The sequence below is a fragment of the Streptomyces lanatus genome (assembly GCF_014655715.1).
GTDB lineage: Bacteria > Actinomycetota > Actinomycetes > Streptomycetales > Streptomycetaceae > Streptomyces > Streptomyces lanatus.
Map to the genome: position 1 here is coordinate 695,397 of NZ_BNBM01000001.1, position 24,099 is coordinate 719,495.

At 70.5% G+C, this 24,099-nt stretch carries 26 protein-coding genes and 2 pseudogenes; 14 read left to right on the plus strand and 14 right to left on the minus strand.

The window, feature by feature from the left end; genetic code table 11:
• The first annotated feature begins 53 nt into the window (after positions 1-53).
• Positions 54-731, plus strand: a complete 678-nt coding sequence (locus tag IE325_RS03080) for a DUF429 domain-containing protein (RefSeq protein ID WP_190068063.1) — start codon at positions 54-56, stop codon at positions 729-731.
• Positions 728-889 (plus strand): DUF429 domain-containing protein, encoded by a 162-nt coding sequence (locus IE325_RS03085; RefSeq protein ID WP_229911663.1) that lies wholly within the window; start codon positions 728-730, stop codon positions 887-889. The genes IE325_RS03080 and IE325_RS03085 overlap by 4 nt, the downstream gene beginning before the upstream one ends.
• Positions 890-898: 9 nt before the next feature.
• On the opposite strand, the gene IE325_RS03090 is transcribed toward IE325_RS03085, so the two are convergent.
• Positions 899-2,395, minus strand: coding sequence for an IucA/IucC family protein (locus tag IE325_RS03090; protein ID WP_229911623.1), 1,497 nt, complete (start codon positions 2,393-2,395; stop codon positions 899-901).
• A gap of 94 nt (positions 2,396-2,489) precedes the next feature.
• Between IE325_RS03090 and IE325_RS03095 the strand changes: the two genes are divergently transcribed.
• Genes IE325_RS03095 through IE325_RS03105 form a run of 3 tightly spaced genes read left to right on the plus strand, consistent with a single transcriptional unit; the run spans position 2,490 to position 6,098 of the window.
• Positions 2,490-3,998 (plus strand): IucA/IucC family protein, encoded by a 1,509-nt coding sequence (locus IE325_RS03095; RefSeq protein ID WP_190068065.1) that lies wholly within the window; start codon positions 2,490-2,492, stop codon positions 3,996-3,998.
• A 43-nt stretch (positions 3,999-4,041) separates the two neighbouring features.
• Positions 4,042-5,307, plus strand: coding sequence for a VWA domain-containing protein (locus IE325_RS03100; protein WP_190068066.1), 1,266 nt, complete (start codon positions 4,042-4,044; stop codon positions 5,305-5,307).
• Positions 5,307-6,098: a hypothetical protein gene (locus tag IE325_RS03105; RefSeq protein WP_190068067.1), complete on the plus strand. Its 792-nt coding sequence runs from the start codon at positions 5,307-5,309 to the stop codon at positions 6,096-6,098. Before IE325_RS03100 ends, IE325_RS03105 begins: the two co-directional genes overlap by 1 nt.
• 49 nt (positions 6,099-6,147) lie before the next feature.
• On the opposite strand, the gene IE325_RS03110 is transcribed toward IE325_RS03105, so the two are convergent.
• Positions 6,148-6,774 carry a winged helix-turn-helix transcriptional regulator gene (locus IE325_RS03110; RefSeq protein ID WP_190068068.1) on the minus strand — a complete coding sequence of 209 codons (627 nt, stop codon included), beginning with the start codon at positions 6,772-6,774 and terminating at the stop codon, positions 6,148-6,150.
• A gap of 87 nt (positions 6,775-6,861) precedes the next feature.
• Between IE325_RS03110 and IE325_RS03115 the strand changes: the two genes are divergently transcribed.
• The 5 genes from IE325_RS03115 to IE325_RS03135 all read left to right on the plus strand — a co-directional run bounded on the left by IE325_RS03115 (position 6,862) and on the right by IE325_RS03135 (position 10,406).
• Positions 6,862-8,073, plus strand: a complete 1,212-nt coding sequence (locus tag IE325_RS03115) for a pyridoxal phosphate-dependent aminotransferase (protein WP_190068069.1) — start codon at positions 6,862-6,864, stop codon at positions 8,071-8,073.
• A gap of 25 nt (positions 8,074-8,098) precedes the next feature.
• Positions 8,099-8,632, plus strand: a complete 534-nt coding sequence (locus tag IE325_RS03120; RefSeq protein ID WP_190068070.1) for an HAD domain-containing protein — start codon at positions 8,099-8,101, stop codon at positions 8,630-8,632.
• A 3-nt stretch (positions 8,633-8,635) separates the two neighbouring features.
• Positions 8,636-9,235, plus strand: coding sequence for a histidine phosphatase family protein (locus IE325_RS03125; RefSeq protein ID WP_190068071.1), 600 nt, complete (start codon positions 8,636-8,638; stop codon positions 9,233-9,235).
• 65 nt (positions 9,236-9,300) lie between these two features.
• Positions 9,301-9,930 (plus strand): hypothetical protein, encoded by a 630-nt coding sequence (locus IE325_RS03130; protein ID WP_190068072.1) that lies wholly within the window; start codon positions 9,301-9,303, stop codon positions 9,928-9,930.
• A gap of 53 nt (positions 9,931-9,983) precedes the next feature.
• Complete coding sequence (locus IE325_RS03135; protein ID WP_190068073.1) at positions 9,984-10,406, plus strand: acyl-CoA thioesterase; 423 nt, start codon at positions 9,984-9,986, stop codon at positions 10,404-10,406.
• 123 nt (positions 10,407-10,529) lie between these two features.
• Here the strand turns inward: IE325_RS03135 and IE325_RS03140 are convergent, their stop codons facing one another.
• From IE325_RS03140 to IE325_RS45935, 11 genes and pseudogenes are all read right to left on the minus strand, one after another.
• On the minus strand, positions 10,530-11,915 hold the full coding sequence (locus tag IE325_RS03140; RefSeq protein WP_190068074.1) for a nucleobase:cation symporter-2 family protein: 1,386 nt from the start codon (positions 11,913-11,915) through the stop codon (positions 10,530-10,532).
• A gap of 219 nt (positions 11,916-12,134) precedes the next feature.
• Positions 12,135-13,514, minus strand: a complete 1,380-nt coding sequence (locus tag IE325_RS03145; RefSeq protein WP_190068075.1) for an 8-oxoguanine deaminase — start codon at positions 13,512-13,514, stop codon at positions 12,135-12,137.
• A gap of 111 nt (positions 13,515-13,625) precedes the next feature.
• A complete protein-coding gene (pucL, locus tag IE325_RS03150; protein WP_190068076.1) occupies positions 13,626-14,549 on the minus strand; it encodes a factor-independent urate hydroxylase in 924 nt (307 codons plus the stop codon).
• Positions 14,550-14,554: 5 nt separating this feature from the next.
• The gene (gene uraH / locus IE325_RS03155) at positions 14,555-14,947 is read right to left on the minus strand and encodes a hydroxyisourate hydrolase (RefSeq protein WP_190068077.1); all 393 of its coding nucleotides are present in this window, start codon (positions 14,945-14,947) and stop codon (positions 14,555-14,557) included.
• A gap of 3 nt (positions 14,948-14,950) precedes the next feature.
• Positions 14,951-15,472, minus strand: coding sequence for a 2-oxo-4-hydroxy-4-carboxy-5-ureidoimidazoline decarboxylase (gene uraD, locus IE325_RS03160; RefSeq protein WP_190068078.1), 522 nt, complete (start codon positions 15,470-15,472; stop codon positions 14,951-14,953).
• Between the two features lie 133 nt (positions 15,473-15,605).
• Complete coding sequence (locus IE325_RS03165; RefSeq protein WP_190068079.1) at positions 15,606-15,974, minus strand: helix-turn-helix domain-containing protein; 369 nt, start codon at positions 15,972-15,974, stop codon at positions 15,606-15,608.
• Complete coding sequence (locus tag IE325_RS03170) at positions 15,971-16,222, minus strand: YkoF family thiamine-binding protein (protein ID WP_190068080.1); 252 nt, start codon at positions 16,220-16,222, stop codon at positions 15,971-15,973. Before IE325_RS03170 ends, IE325_RS03165 begins: the two co-directional genes overlap by 4 nt.
• A 58-nt stretch (positions 16,223-16,280) precedes the next feature.
• Positions 16,281-16,430: pseudogene (locus tag IE325_RS03175) on the minus strand (hydrogenase expression/formation protein HypE); the annotation flags it as partial.
• A pseudogene (locus tag IE325_RS03180) lies at positions 16,423-16,776 on the minus strand (acylphosphatase); the annotation flags it as partial. The pseudogenes IE325_RS03180 and IE325_RS03175, both read right to left, overlap by 8 nt.
• On the minus strand, positions 16,773-17,540 hold the full coding sequence (hypB, locus tag IE325_RS03185) for a hydrogenase nickel incorporation protein HypB (protein WP_229911624.1): 768 nt from the start codon (positions 17,538-17,540) through the stop codon (positions 16,773-16,775). The gene hypB and the pseudogene IE325_RS03180, both read right to left, overlap by 4 nt.
• The gene (locus tag IE325_RS45935; protein WP_229911625.1) at positions 17,527-17,772 is read right to left on the minus strand and encodes a DUF6400 family protein; all 246 of its coding nucleotides are present in this window, start codon (positions 17,770-17,772) and stop codon (positions 17,527-17,529) included. Before IE325_RS45935 ends, hypB begins: the two co-directional genes overlap by 14 nt.
• 156 nt (positions 17,773-17,928) lie before the next feature.
• Here IE325_RS45935 and IE325_RS03195 point away from each other — a divergent pair, with 156 nt between their 5' ends.
• The 4 genes from IE325_RS03195 (at position 17,929) to IE325_RS03210 (ending at position 21,963) form a co-directional block, all read left to right on the plus strand.
• Positions 17,929-18,750: a TIM barrel protein gene (locus IE325_RS03195; RefSeq protein ID WP_190068082.1), complete on the plus strand. Its 822-nt coding sequence runs from the start codon at positions 17,929-17,931 to the stop codon at positions 18,748-18,750.
• Between the two features lie 26 nt (positions 18,751-18,776).
• Entirely contained in the window at positions 18,777-19,670 is an 894-nt protein-coding gene (locus tag IE325_RS03200; protein WP_190068083.1) for a 2-hydroxy-3-oxopropionate reductase, read from the plus strand.
• A gap of 207 nt (positions 19,671-19,877) precedes the next feature.
• Positions 19,878-21,335 carry a catalase gene (locus IE325_RS03205; protein WP_190068084.1) on the plus strand — a complete coding sequence of 486 codons (1,458 nt, stop codon included), beginning with the start codon at positions 19,878-19,880 and terminating at the stop codon, positions 21,333-21,335.
• A gap of 388 nt (positions 21,336-21,723) precedes the next feature.
• Positions 21,724-21,963, plus strand: a complete 240-nt coding sequence (locus tag IE325_RS03210; protein WP_190068085.1) for a hypothetical protein — start codon at positions 21,724-21,726, stop codon at positions 21,961-21,963.
• A gap of 221 nt (positions 21,964-22,184) precedes the next feature.
• On the opposite strand, the gene gcl is transcribed toward IE325_RS03210, so the two are convergent.
• Entirely contained in the window at positions 22,185-23,969 is a 1,785-nt protein-coding gene (gene gcl / locus IE325_RS03215) for a glyoxylate carboligase (RefSeq protein WP_190068086.1), read from the minus strand.
• Between the last annotated feature and the right edge of the window lie 130 nt (positions 23,970-24,099).

Here is a 24,099-nt window from a genome sequence, read left to right on the forward strand (position 1 = left end):
GGTGACGGTCGGCGAGGGATAGATTTTCCGCGGTGGCGAGGGGTGACGGTGACATGGAAGTCCTGGGTGTCGATGCCTGTGGCAAGCAGGGATGGGTGGGGATCCGGCTCGCGGACGGCGCGTACGCGGGCAGTCTGGTCGACGTCCGGCTGGACGCGCTGATCGGACGGGCCGGCGGGGTGGCCGTGATCGCCGTGGACATGCCGCTGGGCCTGGTCGAGAAGGGCTGGCGGGCCGCGGACCTCGGCGCGAGGGCGCTCCTGCGGGAACGGCGCAGCACGGTCTTCCTGGTGGCGCCGCGCCCCGCGTGGCTGGAGTCGGAGTTCACGGCGGCGGGTGACCGGTGCCAGGAGCTGACCGGGCAGCGGCTGAGCCGGCAGGCGTGGGCGCTGGCCCCGAAGCTCCTGGAGGCCCGGGCGTGCCGCCTCGCCGACGACCGGATCCATGAGGTCCACCCGGAGCTGTCCTTCCGCGCCCTGGCCGACGGGACGCCACCGGCGTACGCCAAGAAGACCTGGCGCGGCCAGCACCTGCGCCGCTCCCTGCTGGCCGGGGCCGGACTCGTCCTGCCGGACGAGCTGGGCGAGGCGGATCGTGTCCCCACGGACGATGTCCTCGACGCCACGGCGGCGGCCTGGTCGGCCCACCGGATCGCCCTGGGTACGGCGGGCCGGATCCCGGAAGTGCCCGAGCTGGACGCGGAGGGCCGCGCCGTCGAGATCCGGTACTGAACCCGCGGCTCAACCCGCCAGCGGGTCCGCCAGACGATGTCCTCGACGCCACCGCAGCGGCCTGGTCGGCCCACCGGATCGCGCTCGGTAGGGCAGGCCGGATCCCGGAAGTGCCCGAGCTGGACGTGGACGGCCGCGCCGTCGAGATCCGGTACTGAACCCGCGGCTCACCCCGCCAGTGGGTTCGGCAGCGGCAGATAGCGGGCGTCGGCGCCGTCCGCGCCCGTCCAGCGCAGCAGCAGGTTGGTCTTGCCGGGGAGGGTGGGGGCCGTCAGGAGGGCCCGGATCTCGGGGAGGTCGTGCCGGGCCAGCTCGTGGCGGGCGGCGGGCCAGGGGTCCAGCGCCGGGTGGCGGGCGGTGAGGGCCCCGGCGATCTCGACGAGGTGGTTGACGACCAGGCAGTACACCAGCCGCTCCCAGCCCGCCGACCGGGACACCTCCGGCACCAGCTTCACGCCCTCGGCGTCCCGGAACAGCGCCTGCACCGGCATTCCGTCGCTGTCGACGGCGACCAGGGTGTTCTGGAGGTGCGCCTCCAGTACGACGCCGTGGTCGGCGAAGGCGGCGAGCGCGGGCGGCACGACCTGGGCCAGATACGCCTCCCACCAGGCCGCCGGGTCCCGGACGACGTCCAGTGGACTGCCCTCGAAGCCCTCGACGAGCCCGGCGGCGAGCAGCGGTGTCGCGCCCGGGAGGACGTTCTCGCGCAGCCCGTCGCGGACCAGGACCGCCAGTTCCTCGAAGGCGAAGTCGGCGGTGCGGTAGCCGCGGTCCGCGAGCCAGACGGCGGGACCACCGTCCAGGGCCGTGGCCGCGGCGGTGTCGGTGCGGCGGAGTCTTCGCAGGTCGTGGCGCCACAGCCGGCGGATGTCGTTGGTGATGCGCACATCCAGGCTGAACTTGAGGAAGAGATCGTCCTCGGGGGCGTACAGCGTGCGGATCGCGGCCGTCGGCCAGGCGTCGAAGCCAGTCGTGCCGAGCCGCACCAGCCTGCCGTCGGCGAAGGCGTCCGCCAGCTCCCGGCCGACCAGATCCAGCTGCCAGGGGTGCGCGGGCAGCAGACGGTAGCCGGGCGGGGCCTCGCCGAGGGCGTCCAAGGCGGCCGTGTCGCCCTCCTCGACGACCGTGTCCTCGCGCACGCCGAGCAGCGTCAGCGGGAAGCGGGCGTGGGCCTCGGGGGCGTACGGCAGCCAGGCCGCGACCGGGCCGCCGCCGCGTGCCTTGGGGGCGGGGTGGTGGGGGTGGCCGGTGAGGAGGGACTGCTCGGAACGCAGGTAGAGGTCGGCGGGCGGCGTGGCACGCGTGCGTGCCGTGAGGAGCGCGACCACCGCGTCCCGGCTGTCGACCATCTCGGCGGGCAGCTCGTGGTTGGAGAGACCGGTGTGGCGGCGCAGTTCGTCGGCGACGAGTTTGACCAGTTCGGTGTGCCCGATGCGCTGCCAGCCGCCGGACACCCGCACCTCGGGCTCGGCGGGCCGCCGCTCGCCGAGGACCCGCAGCAGCCGGCCCGTGCCGCGCAGCCGGTGAACGTACCGGCCGCCGGACGCACCATGCGGTTCGGCCACCTCGCGCAGCAGACAGTTGAGCAGGGGCGCCATCGCGCGGGCGTCGGCGCGTTCCGCGATGTCGGCCGCGGTCGGAGGGGTGAGGTGCACGCGATCCACTCGTTCTCTACGGTCCGTTCAGGTGGGATGACGATCAGTATGTCCGTCGTCGGTGCCTGTGCCGACGCCCTACTCGTACCCGAGGAGCCCGCCCGTGCACCGTCCCTCCAGCGACGAGGCCGAGGTCGCCGCGGAACTGGCCGATGTCCGACCCGAGCTCGCCCCGCGCCACGCCGCCGAACTGCCCGGCGCCCGAGCGGCCGTACTGACCCGGCTGTGGCGTGCGCTCGCCCATGAGCCGCTGCCCTGGGTGGCCCGCCGCGAGCCCTCCCGGGACGGTCTCACGCTGCGCCTCTCGGACGGCCGCCGGCTGCACGGCCCGCGTGCCGACCCGTACGCCACCGCCGCGTATGTCACCGCCGTAGATCTCGACGGGACGCCGTACGACGATCCGGCCCGGCTGCTGACCGACCTCGCCGTGCCGCACGGTGCGGCCTTCGCGGCCGAACTCGGCCACAGTGTCGCCTCGTTGGCGCTCTCGCGGGCAGGCCAGGAGGGCCACTCGAAGGAGTGGCCGGTGCTGGAGTGGGAGTGGGAGCAGCGGGTGGTGGACGGGCATCCGTTCCATCCCAACTGCCGTTCCAGGCCCGGGTTCTCGGTCGCCGAGCAGCTGGCGTACGGGCCCGAGCACCGGCCGGTGGTGACGCTGGGGCTGATGCCGGTGCGGGCGGACGAATGCCTGGTGACCGGGGCGTGGCCGGACGGGATGCGGGACGGGGAGCGGCTGCTGATCCCGGTGCATCCATGGCAGGCCGAGCATGTGCTCAAGCGGCCCCGCGATCCCTACGACACCGGGATCGCCGCGCATCCGCTGATGTCCCTGCGCACCCTCGCGCTGCCCGGCGGGCCGCATGTCAAGACCGCGTTGAGTGCTCGGCTGACGTCGTCGGTACGGGACATCTCGGTGTACTCCATCGGTCTGTCGGCGATCTTGTCTGACTTCGCGGAGACCCTGGCGGCGCGCACGGACGGGCTGCTGCACATGACCCGCACTCTGGGGGCCGCCACCGCCGGCTCGCCGGATCTGGCGGCGGTGGTGCGGGAGTCGCCGCAGGCCTACGCGGGGCCCGGTGAGCGGGTCGTGCCGGTGGCCGCGCTGGCGACGATCAAGCAATCGCCCGTCTGGTTCGCCGAGTTCACGCGTCTCGCGCTCACCGTGGGGCTGCGGCTGCTGGAGCTGGGGGTCGCGCTGGAGGCGCATGGCCAGAATCTGCTGGTGGTGCTGTCGGCCGACGGCCGGCCGGTGCGGCTGGTCTACCGCGACCTCGCCGACATCCGGGTGAGCCCGGCGCGGCTGGCCGGGCACGGCATCCCGGTGCCGGAGCTGTCCGGCCGGATCGTCACGGACGATGTACCGACCCTGCGCCGCAAGCTGTTCGGCTCGCTGGTGGCGGGCGGGCTGGCGGGTACGGCGGGCTCGGGCGCGGCGTTGCGCGGGGCGCTGGAGGCGGTCGTACGGGATCTGCCGCGGACCGGGGATCTGGCGGCACTGCGCGAGGAGCCGGTGCCGACGAAGGCGCTGTCGCTGATGCGGCTGTCGCCGGGGACGGCCGGGGATCAGTGGGCCGATCTGCCCAATCCGCTGGTCAGCGAGGTGTTCTGAACCCGTTTTGGAACGGGACACCTGGGCTCAATAGGATCCGCCGATGATCACAAGAACACGGCTGGCGGCCGGGGTCTGTGCCCTGCTCGCCGCGCTCACGGCCGGGATAGCCTTCCCGGCCGGGGCGGTCGCCGACGAGACCACCGCCACCGCTCCGAAAGTCGATCTCGTGATCGACGTCAGCGGCTCGATGCGGGCGAAGGACATCGACGGCCAGTCACGGATGGCCGCGGCGAAGCAGGCCTTCAACGAGGTGCTGGACGCGACCCCCGAGGAGGTCCAGCTCGGCATCCGCACCCTCGGCGCCAACTACCCGGGCGACGACCGCAAGACGGGCTGCAAGGACACCGCGCAGCTCTACCCGGTCGGCCCGCTGGACCGCACCGAGGCCAAGACGGCGGTGGCCACCCTGACGCCGACCGGCTGGACGCCGATCGGCCCCGCGCTGCTGAAGGCGGCCGACGACCTGGACGGCGGCGAGGGCTCCAAGCGCATCGTGCTGATCAGTGACGGCGAGGACACCTGCGCCCCGCTCGACCCGTGCGAGGTGGCCCGCGAGATCGCGGCCAAGGGCATCGGCCTGACCATCGACACGCTCGGCCTGGTACCCAACACCAAGCTGCGGCAGCAGCTCAGCTGTATCGCCGAGGCGACCGGCGGTACTTTCACCTCGGTCGAGCACACCGACGAACTCGCCGACAAGGTTAACCAGTTGGTGGACCGGGCGGCCGATCCGGTGGTGACGCCCGTCGCGACGACGGGCGCGGACCAGTGCGCCAAGGCGCCGACGCTGAAGTCCGGCCTGTACACCGACCGCGCGGAGTTCGGCCAGCAGCGCTGGTACCGGGTCGACGTCGAGCCCGGCCAGGAGCTGCGGGCGTCCGTGAGCGTGTCGGCCGACCGCGCGGTGAACCCCACCTACGGGGTGCTGCTGCGTGCCGTGACCGAGCGCGGCCGGGAGATGGTGCGCGGCGAGGCGGCGGGCAACGGCCGTACGGACGTCGTGTCCACCGGACTGCGCCACCCGAAGGCCGAGGCCGACGACGAGGACACCGCGACCGCCGAGACCGTGTGTCTCCAGGTCACCCACTCCTTCTCGGCCGGGTCCGGTGTGCAGACCACGCCCGGGCTGCCGCTGGAGCTGACGGTCGACGTAGTGAACGGACCGTCGACGTCGAGCGACGTGGCCTCCTTCGGCCTCGGCCGCGGCTGGTGGCTGCTCGGCGCGCTCGTCCTCACCGGCTTCCTCGCCGGTCTCGTGTGGGGCTGGGTGTCACGCTGGCGGGTCGCGGTCTGGAGGACCAACTGATGCGGATCACACGTGTGTTGAGCACCGCGCTGCTCATGCTGGGCCTGGCGGCCGCCCCGGCCGTCGCCGACTCCACGCCGTCCCCGAGCGCCTCGCAGGACGGGAGCGCGCCGACCACGGCGGGCACCTCCTTCCGTACGGCGACCGAGGTCGAGCAGGGGCAGGAGGCCACCGCGAGCGCCTCCACGGGCGACTACCTGTACTGGTCCTTCCCGGCCGACGCCGGACAGCGCCCCACCGTCAAGGCCACGGTGAAGCTGCCGGACACGCACGCCGCCGAGAGCTGGCAGATCGATGTGTACGACGGTCTGCGGCGCCGCCAGGCCTGCCAGTACGGCGCCCAGACGCGCACCGCCGCGGCCGGTGCCGCCTCCGTGGAGCTGACCTGTGTGCTGCGCACGGTCCGGGCCTGGTCGGAGCAGTGGGCCAATGACCCGCTGCCGGGCACGTACTACATCCGGTTGACGGCCGTGGACGTACCCACCTCCGACCTCGGTCTGCCGATGGACGCCTCGGTCCGGGTCGACTCGAAGGACATCGGCGGTTCGGCGGCGGTGGACGGCTCGCTTGCGGAGCCCCTCGTGCCGGGTGTCGCGGTGAAGTCGCAGGAGGACGAGGAGAGTTCGTCGGCCTCGGCGGTGCTGTCCAGCATCGAGCCCGAGGACGGCTGGGCGTCCGGCTGGTGGTCCGACCGGTGGGTGTGGACGGCGATCGGCGGTGCGCTGGCCGCGCTGGCGGGTGTCGGCGGCTATGCGCTGACGCGGGGGACGGGGCGGCCTACGGGCGTCTGACCCCTCCTCACAAGGGGCTCACCGCGGGGGCGGTGGGCCCCTTTGCCGTTCACGCCTCCCTGAGCACCTTCGCGAGCGTGCCCTCGCCGGTCACCTCGATACGACCGTCCCGTACGGCGTCGGTCACGCGCAACTCCCCGCGCGCGACGGCCTCGCAGGTCCCGGAGTCCAGGACCAGCCGCGCGTCCGGCTCGCCCGGTGCGGGCCCGTCCCCGTAGACCGGCCCGTCCTCGGCGCCGACGTACAGGTGGAACTCCCCTTCCTCCAGCCGCACTTCGACGACCCCCTCCCCCTCCAGGGCACGCGACAGCGGCAGCGCGAACCAGTGCGCGCGCACCGCGTCGGTGGGCCGCCGCTCACCGAGCTCGACCTGTCCCCACTCGCCCAGCGCCTGGAGCACGGGCAGCAACTCCCGCCCGCGCGGGGTGATTTCGTAGACGTACGCCGCACCGGGCGGCGGCAGCCGTCGCCGCGTACTGATCCCGTCGCGCTCCATGTCCTTCAGCCGGGAGGCGAGCACGTCCGTGCTGACGCCGGGCAGGTCGGCGTGCAGGTCGGTGTAGCGCCGCGGGCCGGCCAGCAGCTCCCGGACGATCAGCAGGGTCCAGCGGTCGCCGACGACGTCGAGCGCGCGGGCGGCGGAACAGAACTGGTCGTAGCTTCGGCGAGGTGACATGCGACGCAGTCTAGACATGTTGTTGGACTTTCCAAGCTCGAACTTGGTAAAACCAAGCAACACACGAAACCGGAGAGGCGAGCGCGCATGGAGTTCCGGCAGTCGAGCAAGCTCAGCGAGGTCTGTTACGAGATCCGCGGCCCGGTGATCGAGCACGCGAACGCGCTGGAGGAGGCGGGCCACAGCGTGCTGCGCCTGAACACCGGCAATCCCGCGCTCTTCGGCTTCGAGGCGCCGGACGAGATCCTCCAGGACATGATCCGGATGCTCCCCCAGGCGCACGGCTACACCGACTCGCGCGGCATCCTCTCCGCCCGCCGCGCCGTCGCCCAGCGCTATCAGACGCTCGGCCTGGAGGTCGGCGTCGACGACGTCTTCCTCGGCAACGGCGTGTCCGAGCTGGTCTCCATGGCCGTACAGGCACTGCTGGAGGACGGCGACGAGATCCTCATCCCCGCCCCGGACTTCCCGCTGTGGACGGCGGTGACGACCCTCGCCGGCGGCAAGGCGGTCCACTACCTCTGCGACGAGCAGTCCGACTGGTACCCGGACCTGGAGGACATGGCGTCGAAGATCACGGACCGCACCCGTGCCGTGGTCATCATCAACCCGAACAACCCCACCGGCGCGGTCTACCCCAAGGAGATCCTGGAGGGCATCCTCGACCTGGCCCGCCGCCACGGCCTGATGGTGTTCGCCGACGAGATCTACGACCAGATCCTCTACGACGACGCCGTGCACCACTCGGTCGCCACCCTCGCCCCCGACCTGGTGGTCCTCACCTTCTGCGGCCTGTCGAAGACGTACCGGGTGGCGGGCTTCCGCTCCGGCTGGCTCGTCGTCACGGGTCCGAAGCAGCACGCCAAGGACTATCTGGAGGGCCTGACCATGCTGGCCTCCATGCGGCTGTGCGCCAACGCGCCCGCCCAGTACGCCATCCAGGCGGCCCTCGGCGGCCGACAGTCCATCCGGGATCTGACGACTCCCGGCGGCCGTCTGCACGAACAGCGCGACGTCGCCTGGGAGAAGCTCAACGAGATCCCCGGCGTGTCCTGCGTGAAGCCGAAGGGCGCGCTGTACGCCTTCCCGCGCCTCGACCCCAAGGTGCACAAGATCCACGACGACGAGAAGTTCGTCCTGGACCTGCTGCTGCGCGAGAAGATCCAGGTCGTCCAGGGCACGGGCTTCAACTGGCCGGCCCCCGACCACTTCCGCATCCTGACCCTGCCGTACGCGGAGGACCTGGAGGCGGCGATCGGGCGGATCGGGCGGTTCCTGAGCGGGTACCGGCAGAGCTGACCGCCCGGATGGGTAGGACACGTCCATGAGTACTCGCCCCTTGCTGCTCCTGGACGTGGACGGCCCCCTGAACCCCTTCCGGGCCCCGTTCCTCCGCCACCGCGGCTATGTCACCCGGCGGCTGAGCCCGGCGAACTGGGCGGCGCGCCAGACACCGGGCTCGCGGCGGCTGCGGCGGGGCCTGAAGGTGCGCCTGCATCCGGGGCACGGGGCACGGCTCCTGACCCTGCCTTACGACCTCGCATGGGCGACCACCTGGCAGCACCAGGCCAACGAGATGATCGCGCCGGTGATCGGGCTGCCGGCCGATCTGCCGGTGATCGAGTGGCCCGAGTTGTTCGGCACGGATCCCGAGGGGCTGTACTGGAAGACCCGGCATGTGGTGGCGTGGGCGGCGGGGCGGCCGTTCGTCTGGGTCGACGACATGATCACCGACCTCGACGTACGGCATGTCGCGGCGCACCACGACGGGGCGGCGCTATTGCTGCCGGTGGACGCGCGGAGGGGGCTGCGGGAGGGCGACTTCATGGAGTTGGAACGCTGGGCTCTTAGCCTGTGAGGCATGAGCGATCTTTTTCTTGTCCGGCACGGCGAGACCGAGTGGTCCCGCTCCGGACGGCACACCGGCTCGACCGACGTACCCCTCACCGAGCACGGCCGTGAGGAGGCCCGGCGGCTCGTGCCGCTGATCCGCTCGCATCGCATCGGGGCGGCGTTCGTCAGCCCGGCGCAGCGGGCCCGGGAGACGGCCGAGCTGATCGGGTTGCACGACGTGCGGGTCGACGTCGATCTGCGGGAGTGGGACTACGGCGGCTACGAGGGCATCACGACCGTCGAGATCCAGCGGGAGCGGCCGGGTTGGTTCCTGTTCTCGGACGGGGTCGCGCCGGGGCCGCCGGACCATCCCGGGGAGAGCCCGGAGGAGGTCGGGGAGCGGGCCGACCGGATGCTGGCCAAGGTGGACGCGGCGCTCGCCAACACGGAGGGGTGCGTGGTGCTGGTGGCGCACGGGCACTTCCTGCGGGTGCTCACGGCCCGGCGGCTCGGGCTGCCGCCCTCGGACGGGGCGCTGTTCCAGCTGGCCACAGGGACGCTGTGCCGGCTGGGCACCGAGCACGGGCGGCCGGTGATCGCCGGGTGGAATGTCAGACCCGGGTCGTAGCCTTCCTGGCAGTGGGGATCGGTGCCGGTGGGGCGGATTCCCGAGCGCCCGGGGAGGAGCACGCCGTGACCAGACCACCGACCGCTGCCCAGCGGCGTGTCATCGACGCCGCCGATCCCGACACCGGGCGACTGAGGGGTACGGAGGCACAGCTCGCGGCGCTGGTGAAGCGGGGGCTGGCCTTCCGGCACCCGCGGCCACCGCACGACCACTTCCTGACGCCGGCCGGGCACCGGATACGGGAGGCCGAGCCGACGGCGCCACCGGAGCCCTCCGTCTCCACGGCCGACGGGGTGTTCGCCGCGCGGATCGGCGGCGAGGAGGACGCCCCGCAACCGGGTCCGGCCCGTCTCCGTGAGGTGCGCGGGGCCTGGCAGGGGCTGCTGGAGCTGCGTCGGATGACCAACCCGGACGGGGCGACGGACCGGCCCTGCGGCTGGGAGCGCACCCATCTGGTGCAGGCCGCGGCCCTCGCCCTGGAGGCCGCCGGGCACACCCCGGCCGGGGCGGACAGCGAGGACGGCTACCTGGTGCGGGCGACCCCGCAGCCGGAGGCGGTCGCCGTGCGCGATAGCGACGGGGCGCGGCTGCGGGGCTGCGCGGCGACACTGGAAGAGGCGGGCTGGCAGGTCGGCGAGTACACCGAGCCTCGCACCCGGGCGCGCTATCTGCTGGCATCCCCGCGTCGAGCGTGACGTACATGTCAAGATCGGTGCCGAGGGGGCATCGCCAGTCAGAAGGGGAAGCAGTGACCGAGCCGTTTTCCGTCCGGATCACCGTCCGCGGCTACGAGACCGACACTCAGGGCCACGTCAACCAGAGCGTCTACATCAACTACGCGGAGCACGCGCGCTGGTCGCTGCTCCAGGCCGCGGGCATCAGCCAGACGGGCCTCATGGGCCAAGGCGTGGGCCCCGTCGCCCTGGAGACCACGATCCGCTACAAACGCGAACTCCTCGCCGGTGACGAGATAGACGTGACCTGCGCCTTCGACTGGTCGGACGGCAGGACCTTCACCGTCCGCCAGACCATAAGCAAGACGGACGGCACGATCGCGGCCGAACTCACGGGCGTCGGCGGCCTGCTGAACCTGAAGGAACGCAAGCTGGTGGCGAATCCACAGGACTACTTCAAGGAACTGTCGACGGATCCGAGCCTGTTCGGGCTCTAGCGGGAGCGACGGCCCGGGAGGGCTGCGAACCTGCCGTCGCACTCGCCGAGTTCACCGGCCGGGTCCGTGAGTTGAGCGGGGCCCCAGCCGGTGATCTGCGGCAGGCCGAGCTGTTCGCCAACCTCATGGCGTGGCCGGGGCCCGGGTCGCCCCGGTGATCTCCTCCCCCGCCTCCATGGGGTGGGTGACGTCCTGGGCCTCCGGCTGCCTGCCCAGGTGGTTGAAGACCAGGTTGAGTGCCACCGCCGCCACGCAGCCCGTCGAGATGCCGGAGTCCAGGACGATGCGGACCGTCTCGGGGAAGGCGTGGTAGAACTCCGGTGCCGTGATGGGGACGATGCCGACGGCCAGGGAGACGGCGACGATCAGGACGTTGTTGTCCTTGTCCAGGCCGGCCCGGACCAGGGTCTGGATGCCGCTCGCGGCCACCGAGCCGAAGAGGACCACGCCCGCTCCGCCGAGGACCGGGCGGGGTACGACCGCGATCAGCGACGCCGCCATCGGGCACAGGCCCATCAGCACCAGGAAGCCACCGCCCGTGGCGACGACGTAGCGACTCCGGATCTTCGTCATCGCCACCAGGCCGATGTTCTGGGCGAAGGCGCTGCACATGAAGCCGTTGAACAGAGGGCTGATCGCCGAACCCAGGGTGTCTGCGCGCAAACCCGCCGCGATCGTCTTTTCGTCCGCCGGGCGGTCGACTATCTCGCCCAGCGCCAGCATGTCGGCCGTCGACTCCGTCATCGACACCACCATCACCACGCAGAGAGAAACGATGGCGGCGAGCTGGAACTGCGGGGCGCCGAAGTGGAACGGGGTCGGGAAGCCGATGACGTCCGCGTCCGCCACCGGTGCGAAGTCCGTGACGCCGAACGGGATCGCGAGGAGCGTGCCGATGACCAGGCCCAGCAGCACCGCGATCTGCTTGACGAAGCCTCGGGTGAAGCGGCGGAGGATCAGGACGATCAGCAGCGTCGCCGCCGCCAGGCCCAGGTTCGTCATCGAGCCGTAGTCCTCGGCCGCCGGATTCGGGCCCTGTGCCCAGCCGAAGGCGACCGGCAGCAGCGACACACCTATGAGCGTGATCACCGTGCCCGTCACCACCGGCGGGAAGAAGCGCACCGCCTTGCTGAAGAAGGGCGCGGCGAGGAAGCCCAGCAGACCGGCGACGATCACCGCGCCGAAGATGATCGGCAGGGCGTCGGACTTGTCCTCCGTGGAGGCGACGATCGCCGTCATGGGGGCGACACCGGCGAAGGTGACGCCGTTGACGAAGGGCAGCCGGGCGCCGATCTTCCAGATGCCGAGGGTCTGGAGGAAGGTGGCGATACCCGCGGTGAAGAGACAGGCGCCGGTGAGGAAGGTCAGTTCGGCGGGGGTCAGGCCGATGGCCGCGCCCACGATCAGGGGCGGGGCGACGACTCCGGCGTACATGGCGGCCACGTGCTGGAGGCCGGTGGTCGCCATCTTGAGGGCGGGGAGTTTCTCGTCGACGGGGTGGGCGGACACGGGCGGCTCCTCCGGTCGGGTAACACGTCGGCTCTGACGTGTGGTTTCAGGGAGGTGGTACGCGGTCGTGCGGGACCGAAGGACGGTGACCGTTCCGGGGCGCACGCGTCCAACGCACGCCCCGGAGACGGCCGCCATGAACCCCGCTCGGGTCCACGGCTGTCCGACCGGGAGCCGTCCCTCCCGGTCGGAGCTCAAGTGCCGTACAGCAAGGGGGAGTTACTGTCCGGCGGCGATGCGGGCCAGCCGCTGCGCCTGCTCGCGCGTCGCGCGGGCGATCGCGTCCTCGTCGGCCGTGAGCAGCCGCCCGTCCTCGACGATCTGCCGGCCGTTCACGAAGGACGCGGTGACCGGGGCCGCCGCGCCGAAGACCAGCGCGGTCACCGGGTCGGCGATGGAGGCGTGGGCGAGGGTGTCCAGCTTCCACAGCACCAGGTCGGCGAGCTTGCCGGGCTCCAGCGAGCCGATCTCGGCGGCGCGGCCGAGGACCTGGGCCCCGCCGAACGTACCGAGACGCAGGGCCTGCCGGGCGTTCAGAGCCGCTTCCCTGTGCGCACCCAGGCGGTTGATCAGCAGCGCGTTGCGCAGTTCGGTGTGCAGTTCGCCGGACTCGTTGGAGGCGGTGCCGTCGACGCCGAGGCCGACCGGGACGCCGGCGGCGAGCATGTCGGGGACGCGGGCGATACCGGCCGCCAGGCGGGCGTTCGACGAAGGACAGTGGGCGACACCCGTCTTCGTACGGGCGAACGCGGCGATGTCGGAGTCGTTCATGTGGACGCAGTGCGCCATCCACACGTCCTCGCCGAGCCAGCCGGTGGACTCGAAGTAGTCGGTCGGGCCCATGCCGAACAGTTCGTGGCAGAACTTCTCCTCCTCCACGGTCTCCGAACCGTGGGTGTGCATGCGCACCCCGAGGCGACGGGCGAGCTCGGCACCCTGCTTCAACAACTCGGTGGAGATGGAGAACGGCGAGCACGGGGCGACGGCGATCTGGGTCATCGCGTCGAAGGAGGAGTCATGGTGCTGCTTCACCGTCTCCTCGGTCCCGGCGAGGGCACCTTCGAGGGTCTCGACGGCGAAGTCCGGCGGCAGCCCGCCGTCCTTCTCGCTGCGGTCCATGGAGCCGCGGGCGAGGGTGAAGCGGACGCCCATGTCGCGGGCGGCGCCGATGATGGCGCCGGACAGGTCACCGGAGCCCTGCGGGTAGACGTAGTGGTGGTCCATGGCGGTGGTGACACCGCCGCGGGCCATCATCGCCAGCGAGCCCTGCGCGGCGGAGCGGACCATCGGCTCGTCGATGCGGGCCCAGGTCGGGTAGAGGGCGACGAGCCAGTTGAAGAGGTTGTGGTCGGTGGCCAGGCCCCGGGTGATCCACTGGTAGAAGTGGTGGTGGGTGTTGACCAGGCCGGGGGTGACCAGGTGCCCGGTGGCGTCGATACGGCGTACGACGTTCTCCAGGCCCTCGGGGGCCCTGCCGGCGCCGAGCGACTCGATGCGGTTGCCGACGATGACGACATGGCCGCTCGCGTACTCGGTGTCACTGGCGTCCACCGTCGCGATCGAACAGTTCTCGATGACGATGCGCTGGGCTGCTGCCATGATTCGTCCTTTGCGCTGATGTGGAGAGGGCACGGCAGGACCCTGGGGGATTTGAGTGCCGCGGCCGGTTCGGGGGAGCGCACCGGCCGCGGGTGCCGATATGGGGAGTTGCTACAGGTTGGTGAGGTCCATGGGGATCTTCGCCTCGCAGCCGTCCCGCAGGATGGTGGCCTCGATCAGGCCGTAGGGGCGGTCGGCGGCGTAGTACACCTCGTTGTCGTTCTTCAGCCCGAACGGCTCCAGGTCCACCAGGAAGTGGTGCTTGTTCGGGAGGGAGAAGCGGACCTCGTCGATCTCGCTGCGGTTGTTGATGATCCGCGAACCCATCTGGTACAGGGTCTGCTGGAGCGAGAGGGAGTACGTCTCGGCGAAGGCCTGGAGCATGTGCTTCTTGGTCTGCTCGTAGGACTTCTCCCAGTTGGGCATCCGCTGCTCGTCGTCGGTCCAGTTGAAGCGCCAGCGGCCGGAGACCTGGGTGGCCAGGATGCGGTCGTAGGCCTCCTTGAGCGTCGTGTACTTGTCCTTGACGTAGCCCCAGAATTCGGAGTTGGTCGAGTTCATCACGACGAGGTCCTTCAGACCCGAGATGACCTCCCACGACTCACCGTCGTAGGTGATCTGGGTGAGCCGGGTCTCCTGGCCCTGGCGGACGAAGGAGTGCTTCACCTCGTCGGCGCCGATGAACTGCGAGTTGGCGTCGGAGGCCTCGATCCGCTCCCAGGCGTACTCCTCGATGCGGATCCGGGCCCGGTGGATCGGGCCCTGGCTCGTCACGAAGTGGCGGGCGAGGTGGATGCCGAACTGCTCGGCGGACTCGATGCCGTGCTCCTTGGCGAACGCGTACACCGTGTTCTTGGTGGTGTCGGTCGGCAGGACGTTGGCGTTCGAGCCGGAGTAGTGGACCTCGTCCATGTCGCCCGACAGGGCCACGGAGACGTTCAGGTCCTTGATGTAGTGGGTGGCGCCGTCCCGCGTGATCTTTACGACTCGGTTCTCGGCCTTGCCGTACTGGTTCTGTCCCAGGATCGTGGGCATGTCTGCTAGCTCCCTCGGTAAACGGAGTAGCCGAACGGGTTGAGCAGCAGCGGCACGTGGTAATGCTCCCCGGGCTTCACGGCGAAGGTGATCGCCACCTCGGGGAAGAACACGGCACCGCTGTCCCGATTCGCGGGGGCGTCCTGCTGCGCATCGGCTTGCTTCTTCTCGAAATACGGCTCCACCGCGAAGTCGAGCCGTACGTGTGTGGTGCCCTCCGGCAGCGCCGGGAGGTCCTTGCACCGGCCGTCCGCGTCGGTCGCGGAGCCGCCGAGTGCCTGCCATACGGCATCCCGGCCGCTGCGGGCGGAGAGCTCGATGGCGACGCCCTCGGCGGGGCGGCCGACGCTGGTGTCCAGGATGTGCGTGGACACGGAAGCGGTGGTGCTGGTGCTCATGGGTCAGGCTTTCTCTTCGACGATGTCGACGATGCGGGCGAGCCGAATACGGTTGATCTTGCCCAGCTCGGTGCGGACGATCTCCCGCTCCTGCTCCGGCGAGTTGCCGATCCGCTCCTTGACCGCGTCGCGCATCTGCTCGCCGGTCCGGCCGGTGGCGCAGATCAGGAAGACATGGCCGAACCGGTCCTGGTAGGCCAGGTTCAGTTCGAGCAGCTCCGCCTTGAGCTCCTCGGAGGCGCCGGCCATGCCGCTCTGCTCCCGGGCCGAGGTCGGGTCGCCCGGCTTGGGGCGGCCGATCGGCGGGTGCCCGGCCATGGCCTCGGCGAGGTCATCGGCGGTGAGCTCGGCCATGGCGGCGTCGCTGGTGGCGTAGAGGTCGCCGACGGTGGCGTAGGGGCGGGCGGCGAGCAGCCGCTTCACCCAGGCCGTGGAGGCGCACGCCTCATGGAGGGCGGCGTGGGCCGCGTGCTCCTCCAGGGCGTTGAACCGGGTCAGGCCCGGGGGCGTGGATTTCGACGTCACGGGAGCCTCCGTGGCCGCGAAGGGCCTTCGTGCTGAACTGGCGTGCCGATAGCTAACGCCCTACGACGACGAGACGTCAACACTTTGTTGAAAATTCGCGGTCTCGAAACAATCCGAAACACAGAGTGACGCGTCAGGCGCCCTTCTCACGGTTGAGGTAGTTGTAGACCGTGAAGCGGCTCACGCCGAGCGCGCTCGCCACGGTCTCCACGCCGTGCCGCACGGAGAAGGCGCCGCGCGCCTCCAGTATCCGTACGACCTCCTGCTTGGCCTTGCGGTCGAGGTCGGCGAGCGGCTTGCCCTTCCTGCGCTCCATGGCCGCCAGGATGTGATCGAGGGAGTCGGCGAGCTGGGGCAGGCGTACGGCGACGACGTCGGCGCCCTCCCAGGAGAGCACGACGTCCTCGGGGCTCGCCTCGTCCGGCGGGAGGATCTCGCCACCCATGGCGTCGACCAGCGGCTTCACGGCCGCGATGAAGGGCTCGTCGCCGGTGCCGGTCACTCCGTGCCCTCCCCGACCACGTTGACCTGGAGCGAGATCCGGGTGGCGCCGGCCTCCAGGGCCTTGTGCAGCAGAGCGTCCACGGCGGTGAGCACGGCGTCGGTGCCGCCCTCCGCCGTGTTGCCGAACGGGCCGACGTCCACCGCGTCGAGCTCGGCGGCCTCGATGACCTCGCGGGCGGCCAGCGCGTGCGCGGGCGCCTCATCCAGGTCGAAGGGCTCGGTCGTGAACTCCACTCTCAATCGCACGCGCTCAACCTAACGCGCCCGCGATCGTTCGGGCAGCCCCTCCGGCGCCGGTCACGGCTCAGCAGATCCGCGGCAGCTGCTCCCCCAGCGGCAGGTCGACCACGCGCGTCCCGCCAAGGCCGGTCCGGGCCACGACCATGCCCGGATGGGCCTCGACGGCCTCGCCGACGATCACGGAGCCCGCGCCCAGGGGGTGGGCCCGCATCGCGGGAGACCAGGGTGCGGGCCGGGCCGCCGACGCGGGAGGCGAGGATGGTGAACGCCGCGTCCCCGGCGGCGGGCAGCTCCTGATGCTGGACGGACTCCACTCGGGCCAGCGGCGGAGCCTGCACCGCGAGCCGGTCGCAGAACCGGGCCACGGCCGAGGCACTGCCCTCGACCTCGGCGATGACGCCCTCCGGCGTGTTGGTCACATGCCCGACGAGGGCGAGTTCGGTGGCGAGCCCGTAGACGTACGGCCGGAAGCCCACGCCCTGCACCACGCCCCGGACGACGACCCGACGGCGGTGCGGTGGATCCGCGGGGACGGCGGGCGAGTGCGGTGGCGCGCTCACGGGCGGACGGCAGCCGGAGCCGCGGCCGCGCGGGCCATGACCGGCGTATGCGGCGTCGCCCCCTCCGCGGCGGCCAGCGCCCGGTCGAGCAGCGTGCCGATGCCCTGCCCCCGGCGTACCGAGGTCAGCACCACCTCCACGCCCGGATTGACCCGCTCCACGTTCGCGCGGAACACGGCCTCGTCGAACTCGACCGCCTCCGCGATGTCGGTCTTGGTCACCACGACCAGCTGGGCCAGACCGAAGGCGGTGGGGTACTTGAGCGGCTTGTCCTCGCCCTCGGTGACGGAGGCCAGGATGACCCTCAGGGTCTCCCCCAGGTCGTAGGAGGCGGGGCAGACCAGGTTGCCGACGTTCTCCACGAACAGCAGCCGGGTGTTCTCGGGCAGCCATCCCTCCAGCTGCCCGGCGAGCATCGCCGCCTCCAGATGGCACAGCCCGTCGGTGAGCACCTGCTTGACCGGGGCCCCCGAACGCGCGAGCCGTGTCGCGTCGTTCTCGGTGGCGAGGTCGGCGGTGAGCGCGGCGACGGGCACGGACCGCTGCCGGGCGAGGGTGAGCTCACGTGTCTCGTGGGTCCAGACGTGGGTGCAGGAGCGGCACTGCAGATGGAGAAGGCTGCCGGTGTGGGAGAGCAGATAGCGCCAGTGCTCGGAGCAGGTGCGGTTCTGCTCGCAGTCGCCGCACCCCTGACGGTCGTCGCAGTTCGGGCAGGCCACCCAGGCGCCGCGGCCTATGTCGGCCTGGGGGTCACGCGGCAGCATGCCCGCCTCCTCGCGGCGGGAGCACACCGGCCGAGACCAGCTCGTCGTAGATCCGCCGCTGGTCCGCGTCGAGGCCGGAGTACAGCAGCTCATACGCCTCCTCCTCACCGCGCAGGGCCGCGACGGGGTCCCAGTCGGGGCCGAGCGCGTCCAGGACGTGGGCCCGCCGGAGCATTTCGTGAGCGCTCAGGTCGACGTCGAATTCGAACGGAGCGGGGCGGTGGGAGGGCATTTCATCGAACGTAGGTAGGGCTTCCTGGCCCGGGCAGGACCGGGTGGGGGAAGTCACAGGTCTTGACAAGGCACAGCCCAGAACGGCAATCTTCCATTAAGCAGAAACGAACTTCCGCAATACGGAATCTTGACACGGAAGGGAGCGCCGACCCCCATGGGATTCGCAGAGCAGCGCTTCAACGTCAACCTGTCGATCCTCTTCACGGAACTCCCGCTCCTGGAGCGCCCCGCGGCCGCCGCCGCGGCGGGCTTCACCGCGGTCGAGCTGTGGTGGCCCTGGGTCGACTCCCCCACTCCCGAGCGCTCCGAGCTCGACGCCCTGAAGAAGGCGATCGAGGACGCGGGCGTCCAGCTCACGGGTCTGAACTTCTACGCCGGTCAGCTGCCCGGCCCCGACCGCGGCGCCCTGTCGATCCCGGGCGAGGAGTCGGAGAGGTTCCGCGCCAACATCGACGTGGCCGCCGACTTCGCCGCCTCGCTGGGCTGCACGGCGCTCAACGCCCTGTACGGCAATCGCGTCGAGGGCGTGGACCCGGCCGAGCAGGACGCGCTCGCGCTGGAGAACCTCGCCCTGGCGGCCCGCGCGGCCGACCGCATCGGCGCGATCCTGCTGATCGAGGCCCTCAACGAGCCCGAGTCGCCGCTGTACCCGCTGGTCAGCGCACCGGCCGCGGTGAGCGTCGTCGACAAGGTCAACGAGGCGACCGGCCTGGACAACGCGAAGTTCCTCATGGACCTCTACCACCTGTCCATGAACGGCGAGGACCTCCCGGCGGTGATCGAGGAGTACGCGGCGAAGACCGGCCACGTCCAGATCGCCGACAACCCGGGGCGCGGCGCGCCGGGTACCGGATCGCTCCCCCTCGAAGAGCTCCTCGACCAGCTGCAGAAGGCGGGCTACGACGGCTGGGTCGGCCTCGAGTACAAGCCGGGCGACCGCCCGAGCGCCGAGGCCTTCGACTGGCTGCCCCGCTGAACCCGTTACCCGAAAGGCACCCCATCATGAGCAACACGCTTCCCAAGATCGCCTGGATCGGCCTCGGCATCATGGGCTCCCCCATGTCCGAGAACCTCATCAAGGCGGGCTACCAGGTCACCGGCTTCACCCTGGAGCAGGACAAGCTGGACCGCCTCGCCGCGGCCGGCGGTACCGCCGCCGCCTCGATCGCCGAGGCCGTGAAGGATGCCGACGTCGTCATCACGATGGTTCCGGCCTCCCCCCATGTCGAGGCCATCTCCTACGGCCCCGACGGCATCCTGGAGAACGCGAAGTCCGGCGCCCTGCTGATCGACATGTCCTCGATCACCCCGCAGACCTCGGTCGACCTGGCGAAGGCGGCCAAGGACAAGGGCATCCGCGTCCTTGACGCACCGGTGTCCGGCGGTGAGGCCGGTGCCATCGAGGCCGTACTGTCGATCATGGTCGGCGGCGAGCAGGCCGACTTCGACACCGCGAAGCCGATCCTCGAAGCCCTCGGCAAGACCATCGTGCTGTGCGGTCCGCACGGTTCGGGTCAGACCGTGAAGGCGGCCAACCAGCTGATCGTCGCCGTGAACATCCAGGCGTGCGCCGAGGCCGTGGTCTTCCTGGAGAAGTCCGGCGTGGACCTCCAGGCGGCCCTGGACGTGCTAAACGGCGGCCTGGCGGGCTCGACCGTGCTGACGCGGAAGAAGGACAACTTCCTGAACCGCGACTTCAAGCCGGGCTTCCGGATCGACCTGCACCACAAGGACATGGGCATCGTCACGGACGCCGCCCGCAATGTCGGTGCCGCCCTGCCGGTCGGCGCCGTGGTCGCCCAGTTGGTCGCGTCCCTGCGCGCCCAGGGTGACGGCGGCCTGGACCACTCGGCCCTGCTGCGGGCCGTGGAGCGCCTGTCCGGCGCCCAGGTCTGACCCAGGACCCACACCCCCGAGACTTCCGGGCGGCGCCCCGCTGACACCTGTCCTGTCGCGCCCAGGCGGGGCGCCGCCCGGAATCAATGCTGCAAACAGCTTCAACAAACTGTTGACGCCCAGATTCCTTCACTTCTAGGCTCCACCAAGCGGAAATAGTTTTCCGCTGCCACCAGCACGGAAGTGCCACCGCACGGAAGGTCCCCGATGTCGAAGCGCGTGCTCACGACCGAGGCCGGCGCCCCGGTCGCCGACAACCAGAACTCAGCGTCCGCCGGCGTCGGCGGCCCCCTCCTCCTCCAGGACCAGCACCTGCTGGAGAAGCTGGCGCGCTTCAACCGCGAGCGCATCCCGGAGCGCGTGGTGCACGCCCGGGGCTCGGGTGCGTACGGCCACTTCGAGGTGACCGACGACGTCACCGGCTTCACCCACGCCGACTTCCTGAGCGAGGTGGGCAAGCGGACCGAGGTGTTCCTGCGCTTCTCGACGGTCGCCGACAGCCTCGGCGGCGCGGACGCGGTCCGTGACCCGCGCGGCTTCGCCCTGAAGTTCTATACGGCCGAGGGCAATTACGACCTCGTCGGGAACAACACCCCGGTGTTCTTCATCAAGGACCCGATCAAGTTCCCCGACTTCATCCACTCACAGAAGCGCGACCCGTTCACCGGGAAGCAGGAGCCGGACAACGTCTGGGACTTCTGGGCGCACGCCCCCGAGGCCACGCACCAGGTGACCTGGCTGATGGGCGACCGCGGCATCCCGGCGTCCTACCGCCACATGAACGGCTACGGCTCGCACACCTACCAGTGGACGAACGCCGACGGCGACGCCTTCTTCGTGAAGTACCACTTCAAGACCAACCAGGGCATCCGCTGCCTGAGCGCCGAGCAGGGCGCCGAGCTCGCGGGCAAGGACGCCAACTCGCACCAGACGGACCTGCTCCAGGCCATCGAGCGGGGCGTGCACCCTTCCTGGACCCTCTACGTCCAGCTCATGCCGGCGGCCGAGGCGGCGGACTACCGCTTCAACCCGTTCGACCTCACCAAGGTGTGGCCGCACAAGGACTACCCGCTGCAGCGCGTGGGCCGCCTGGTCCTCGACCGCAACCCGGACAACGTCTTCGCCGAGGTCGAGCAGGCCGCGTTCTCGCCGAACAACTTCGTGCCCGGCATCGGCCCCTCCCCCGACAAGATGCTCCAGGGCCGCCTGTTCGCCTACGCGGACGCCCACCGCTACCGCCTGGGCGTCAACCACACTCAGCTCGCGGTGAACGCGCCCAAGGCGACGACCGCGCAGAACTACGGTCGCGACGGCCTCATGGCGAGCAACTCCCAGGGCCGCGGTGCGAAGAACTACGAGCCGAACTCCTACGACGGCCCCGCGGAGACCGGCCGCCCCCTGTCGGCGCCGCTGGCGGTGACCGGCCACACCGGCACCCACGAGGCCCCGCTCCACACCAAGGACGACCACTTCTTCCAGGCCGGCGAGCTGTACCGCCTGATGTCCGCCGAGGAGAAGTCCCGTCTGATCGCGAACATCGCCGGTGGCCTCTCCCAGGTCTCCCGCGACGACGTGATCGAGAAGAACCTGGCCCACTTCCACGCCGCCGACCCCGAGTACGGCAAGCGCGTGGAGGAGGCGGTCCGCGCCCTGCGCGAGGACTGAACACCCAGACTGCGTACGGTTCCTGACGGGAGGTCATGAGCCGGACGCACCGCCCGCGCACGACACCGAGCGACCCGGATGAGGGGTGGTCGCCGGCGAAGGCGCGGGCAACGCGAGGACCGCGGCGGCGTGCGAGCCAGTGCGGTGGTGAAGGTCCCGGCCTCCTTCTTCGACCAGAGGGAAGGAGCCCCCGGTTCCATCGCTGCCGCCGCGGTCCGTAGCCCCCAAGACCCCGTCCGGCGGCGCGAACGTCCTGTCGCGCCCAGCCTCGCGCCGCCGGACGGCCACAACCGAAGACCTCACCGGCTGAAGAGCGCCGGGTACGGACGGTCCCGTACCCGGCGCTCTTCGGCGTGCGCGGGGGCGGCTTCCGCAGGAGGCTGAAGGCATGGCACATCCAACGGAGCAGCATCATGTCGTGGTGCATCCGCCGGCGCTGGACGGCTCCCGGCGGGTCACCGAGGGCGACGAGACGCTGGGCATCGCCACGCACGTGGACGACGTGAGCGAGATCCTGCGGCTCGCCGATCTGTATGTCACGGACATCTCGGAGAGCGACTTCATCGAATGGCAGGGCGGCGGCCCCGACGACTGGCCAGGGCTGTCGGAGCATCACGAGGAGGCATAGGAGAAGACGGAGGAGGAGCGTAGGAGGAGACGTAGGAGATCTACGCAAACCTCAAATCAAGCTCTGAACCTTGTTCAAGGGGCTTCAACCACCGTCGTACCGGGGCACATTGTCCTCATCAAGGGGCCCGCCGACACGGGGGCGGCGGGCCCCGACGGGGGAGCACGGCAAAGGGGCGGTCCAGCCTTTCGGCTGGACCGCCCCTTCTGTGTGCGGACGCGTCAGACCTTCAGCGTCTTGATCGACGTGGGCGCGTGCTCCGGCTCCGTAGCGATCTCCTCGAACTCGACGACGTTGCTGATGTCGTTCGTCGTGGACATGGAGATGTTGGTGATCCGCTCCAGGATCGCCTCGACCACCACCGGGACCTGGTACTCCTGCGCGAGCTTCTTGGCCTGCTCGAAGGCGGCGCCCAGCTCGGCCGGGTCGGTCACCCGGATCGCCTTGCAGCCGAGGCCCTCGGCGACCTTGACGTGGTCGACGCCGTAGACGCCCAGCTCGGGCGAGTTGATGTTCTCGAACTCCAGGTTGACCTGGAAGTCGATGTCGAACGCCCGCTGCGCCTGACGGATCAGGCCCAGATAGGAGTTGTTGACGAGGACATGGACGTACGGGATCTTGTGCTGCGCCCCGACGGCCAGCTCCTCGATCATGAACTGGAAGTCGTAGTCGCCGGACAGTGCGACGACCTGCGCCTCCGGGTCGGCCTTGGCGACGCCCAGCGCGGCCGGGATGGTCCAGCCGAGAGGGCCGGCCTGGCCGCAGTTGATCCAGTGCCGCGGCTTGAAGACGTGCAGCATCTGGGCGCCGGCGATCTGCGAGAGGCCGATGGTGGAGACGTACCGGGTCTCCGGGCCGAAGGCCTTGTTCATCTCCTCGTAGACACGCTGCGGCTTGATCGGGATGTCGTCGAAGTGGGTACGGCGCTGGAGGCTCGCCTTGCGCTCCTGCGCGGAGGCGGCCCAGGCGGAGCGGTCGGGCAGCTTGCCGGCCGCCTTCAACTCCTTCGCCACCTCGACGAACAGCTCCAGGGCGGCCTTCGCGTCGGAGGCGATGCCGTAGTCCGGGGCGAAGATCTTGCCGATCTGGGTGGGCTCGACGTCGACGTGGACGAACTTGCGGCCGTCCGTGTAGACGTCCAGCTTGCCGGTGTGGCGGTTGGCCCAGCGGTTGCCGATGCCGAGGACGAAGTCGGACTCCAGGAAGGTCGCGTTGCCGTAGCGGTGCGAGGTCTGGAGGCCCACCATGCCGGCGTTCAGCTCGTGGTCGTCGGGGAGCAGGCCCCAGCCCATGAGGGTCGGGACCACGGGCGTACCGGTCAACTCGGCGAACTCGACGAGCAGTTCGGCGGCGTCGGCGTTGATGACACCGCCACCGGCGACGATCAGCGGCCGCTCGGCGGCGTTGAGGAGACCGATGGCCTTCTCGATCTGGGCGCGGGTCGCGGCCGGCTTGTAGACGGGGAGGGGCTCGTACGTCTCCGGGTCGAACTCGATCTCGGTGAGCTGGACGTCGATGGGGAGGTCGATGAGGACCGGGCCCGGCCGGCCGGAGCGCATGAGATGGAAGGCCTGCTGGAAGACGCCGGGGACCTGTGCGGCCTCCAGCACCGTGACCGCCATTTTCGCGACCGGCTTGGCGATCGAGGCGATGTCGACGGCCTGGAAGTCCTCTTTGTGGATCACGGCGGTCGGTGCCTGGCCGGTGATGCACAGGATCGGGATGGAGTCACCGATGGCGGAGTACAGACCGGTGATCATGTCGGTGCCGGCGGGACCGGACGTACCGATGCAGACACCGATGTTGCCGGGGTGCGTACGGGTGTAGCCCTCCGCCATGTGCGAGGCGCCCTCGACATGGCGGGCGAGGGTGTGGTTGATCCCGCCGGACGCCTTGAGCGCCGCGTAGAAGGGGTTGATCGCCGCGCCCGGCACGCCGAACGCGTTGCTGACGCCCTCGCGCTTGAGGATCTCGACTGCCGCTCGGGCAGCGGTCATACGAGCCATTGAGTACTCCTGCTTCGACTGTCGGATTCGCACTCCCGTCGCGCCCCGCGGTGAGCTCTTCCGTATCGTGGAAATGAATTTCTACTATCTGGAAGTAATGTAGGAGGGTGCGCGAATGCCGTCAAGAGAG

Bases quoted from the DNA above. Each gene is read 5' to 3' on its own strand.
- IE325_RS03080 (WP_190068063.1), top strand. From the start codon at position 54: ATGGAAGTCCTGGGTGTCGATGCCTGTGGCAAGCAGGGATGGGTGGGG.
- IE325_RS03100 (WP_190068066.1), top strand. From the start codon at position 4,042: ATGATCACAAGAACACGGCTGGCGGCCGGGGTCTGTGCCCTGCTCGCC.
- IE325_RS03105 (WP_190068067.1), top strand. From the start codon at position 5,307: ATGCGGATCACACGTGTGTTGAGCACCGCGCTGCTCATGCTGGGCCTG.
- IE325_RS03110 (WP_190068068.1), bottom strand. From the start codon at position 6,774: ATGTCACCTCGCCGAAGCTACGACCAGTTCTGTTCCGCCGCCCGCGCG.
- IE325_RS03115 (WP_190068069.1), top strand. From the start codon at position 6,862: ATGGAGTTCCGGCAGTCGAGCAAGCTCAGCGAGGTCTGTTACGAGATC.
- IE325_RS03120 (WP_190068070.1), top strand. From the start codon at position 8,099: ATGAGTACTCGCCCCTTGCTGCTCCTGGACGTGGACGGCCCCCTGAAC.
- IE325_RS03125 (WP_190068071.1), top strand. From the start codon at position 8,636: ATGAGCGATCTTTTTCTTGTCCGGCACGGCGAGACCGAGTGGTCCCGC.
- IE325_RS03145 (WP_190068075.1), bottom strand. From the start codon at position 13,514: ATGGCAGCAGCCCAGCGCATCGTCATCGAGAACTGTTCGATCGCGACG.
- pucL (WP_190068076.1), bottom strand. From the start codon at position 14,549: ATGCCCACGATCCTGGGACAGAACCAGTACGGCAAGGCCGAGAACCGA.
- uraH (WP_190068077.1), bottom strand. From the start codon at position 14,947: ATGAGCACCAGCACCACCGCTTCCGTGTCCACGCACATCCTGGACACC.
- hypB (WP_229911624.1), bottom strand. From the start codon at position 17,540: ATGCTGCCGCGTGACCCCCAGGCCGACATAGGCCGCGGCGCCTGGGTG.
- IE325_RS45935 (WP_229911625.1), bottom strand. From the start codon at position 17,772: ATGCCCTCCCACCGCCCCGCTCCGTTCGAATTCGACGTCGACCTGAGC.
- IE325_RS03195 (WP_190068082.1), top strand. From the start codon at position 17,929: ATGGGATTCGCAGAGCAGCGCTTCAACGTCAACCTGTCGATCCTCTTC.
- IE325_RS03200 (WP_190068083.1), top strand. From the start codon at position 18,777: ATGAGCAACACGCTTCCCAAGATCGCCTGGATCGGCCTCGGCATCATG.
- IE325_RS03205 (WP_190068084.1), top strand. From the start codon at position 19,878: ATGTCGAAGCGCGTGCTCACGACCGAGGCCGGCGCCCCGGTCGCCGAC.
- IE325_RS03210 (WP_190068085.1), top strand. From the start codon at position 21,724: ATGGCACATCCAACGGAGCAGCATCATGTCGTGGTGCATCCGCCGGCG.
- gcl (WP_190068086.1), bottom strand. From the start codon at position 23,969: ATGGCTCGTATGACCGCTGCCCGAGCGGCAGTCGAGATCCTCAAGCGC.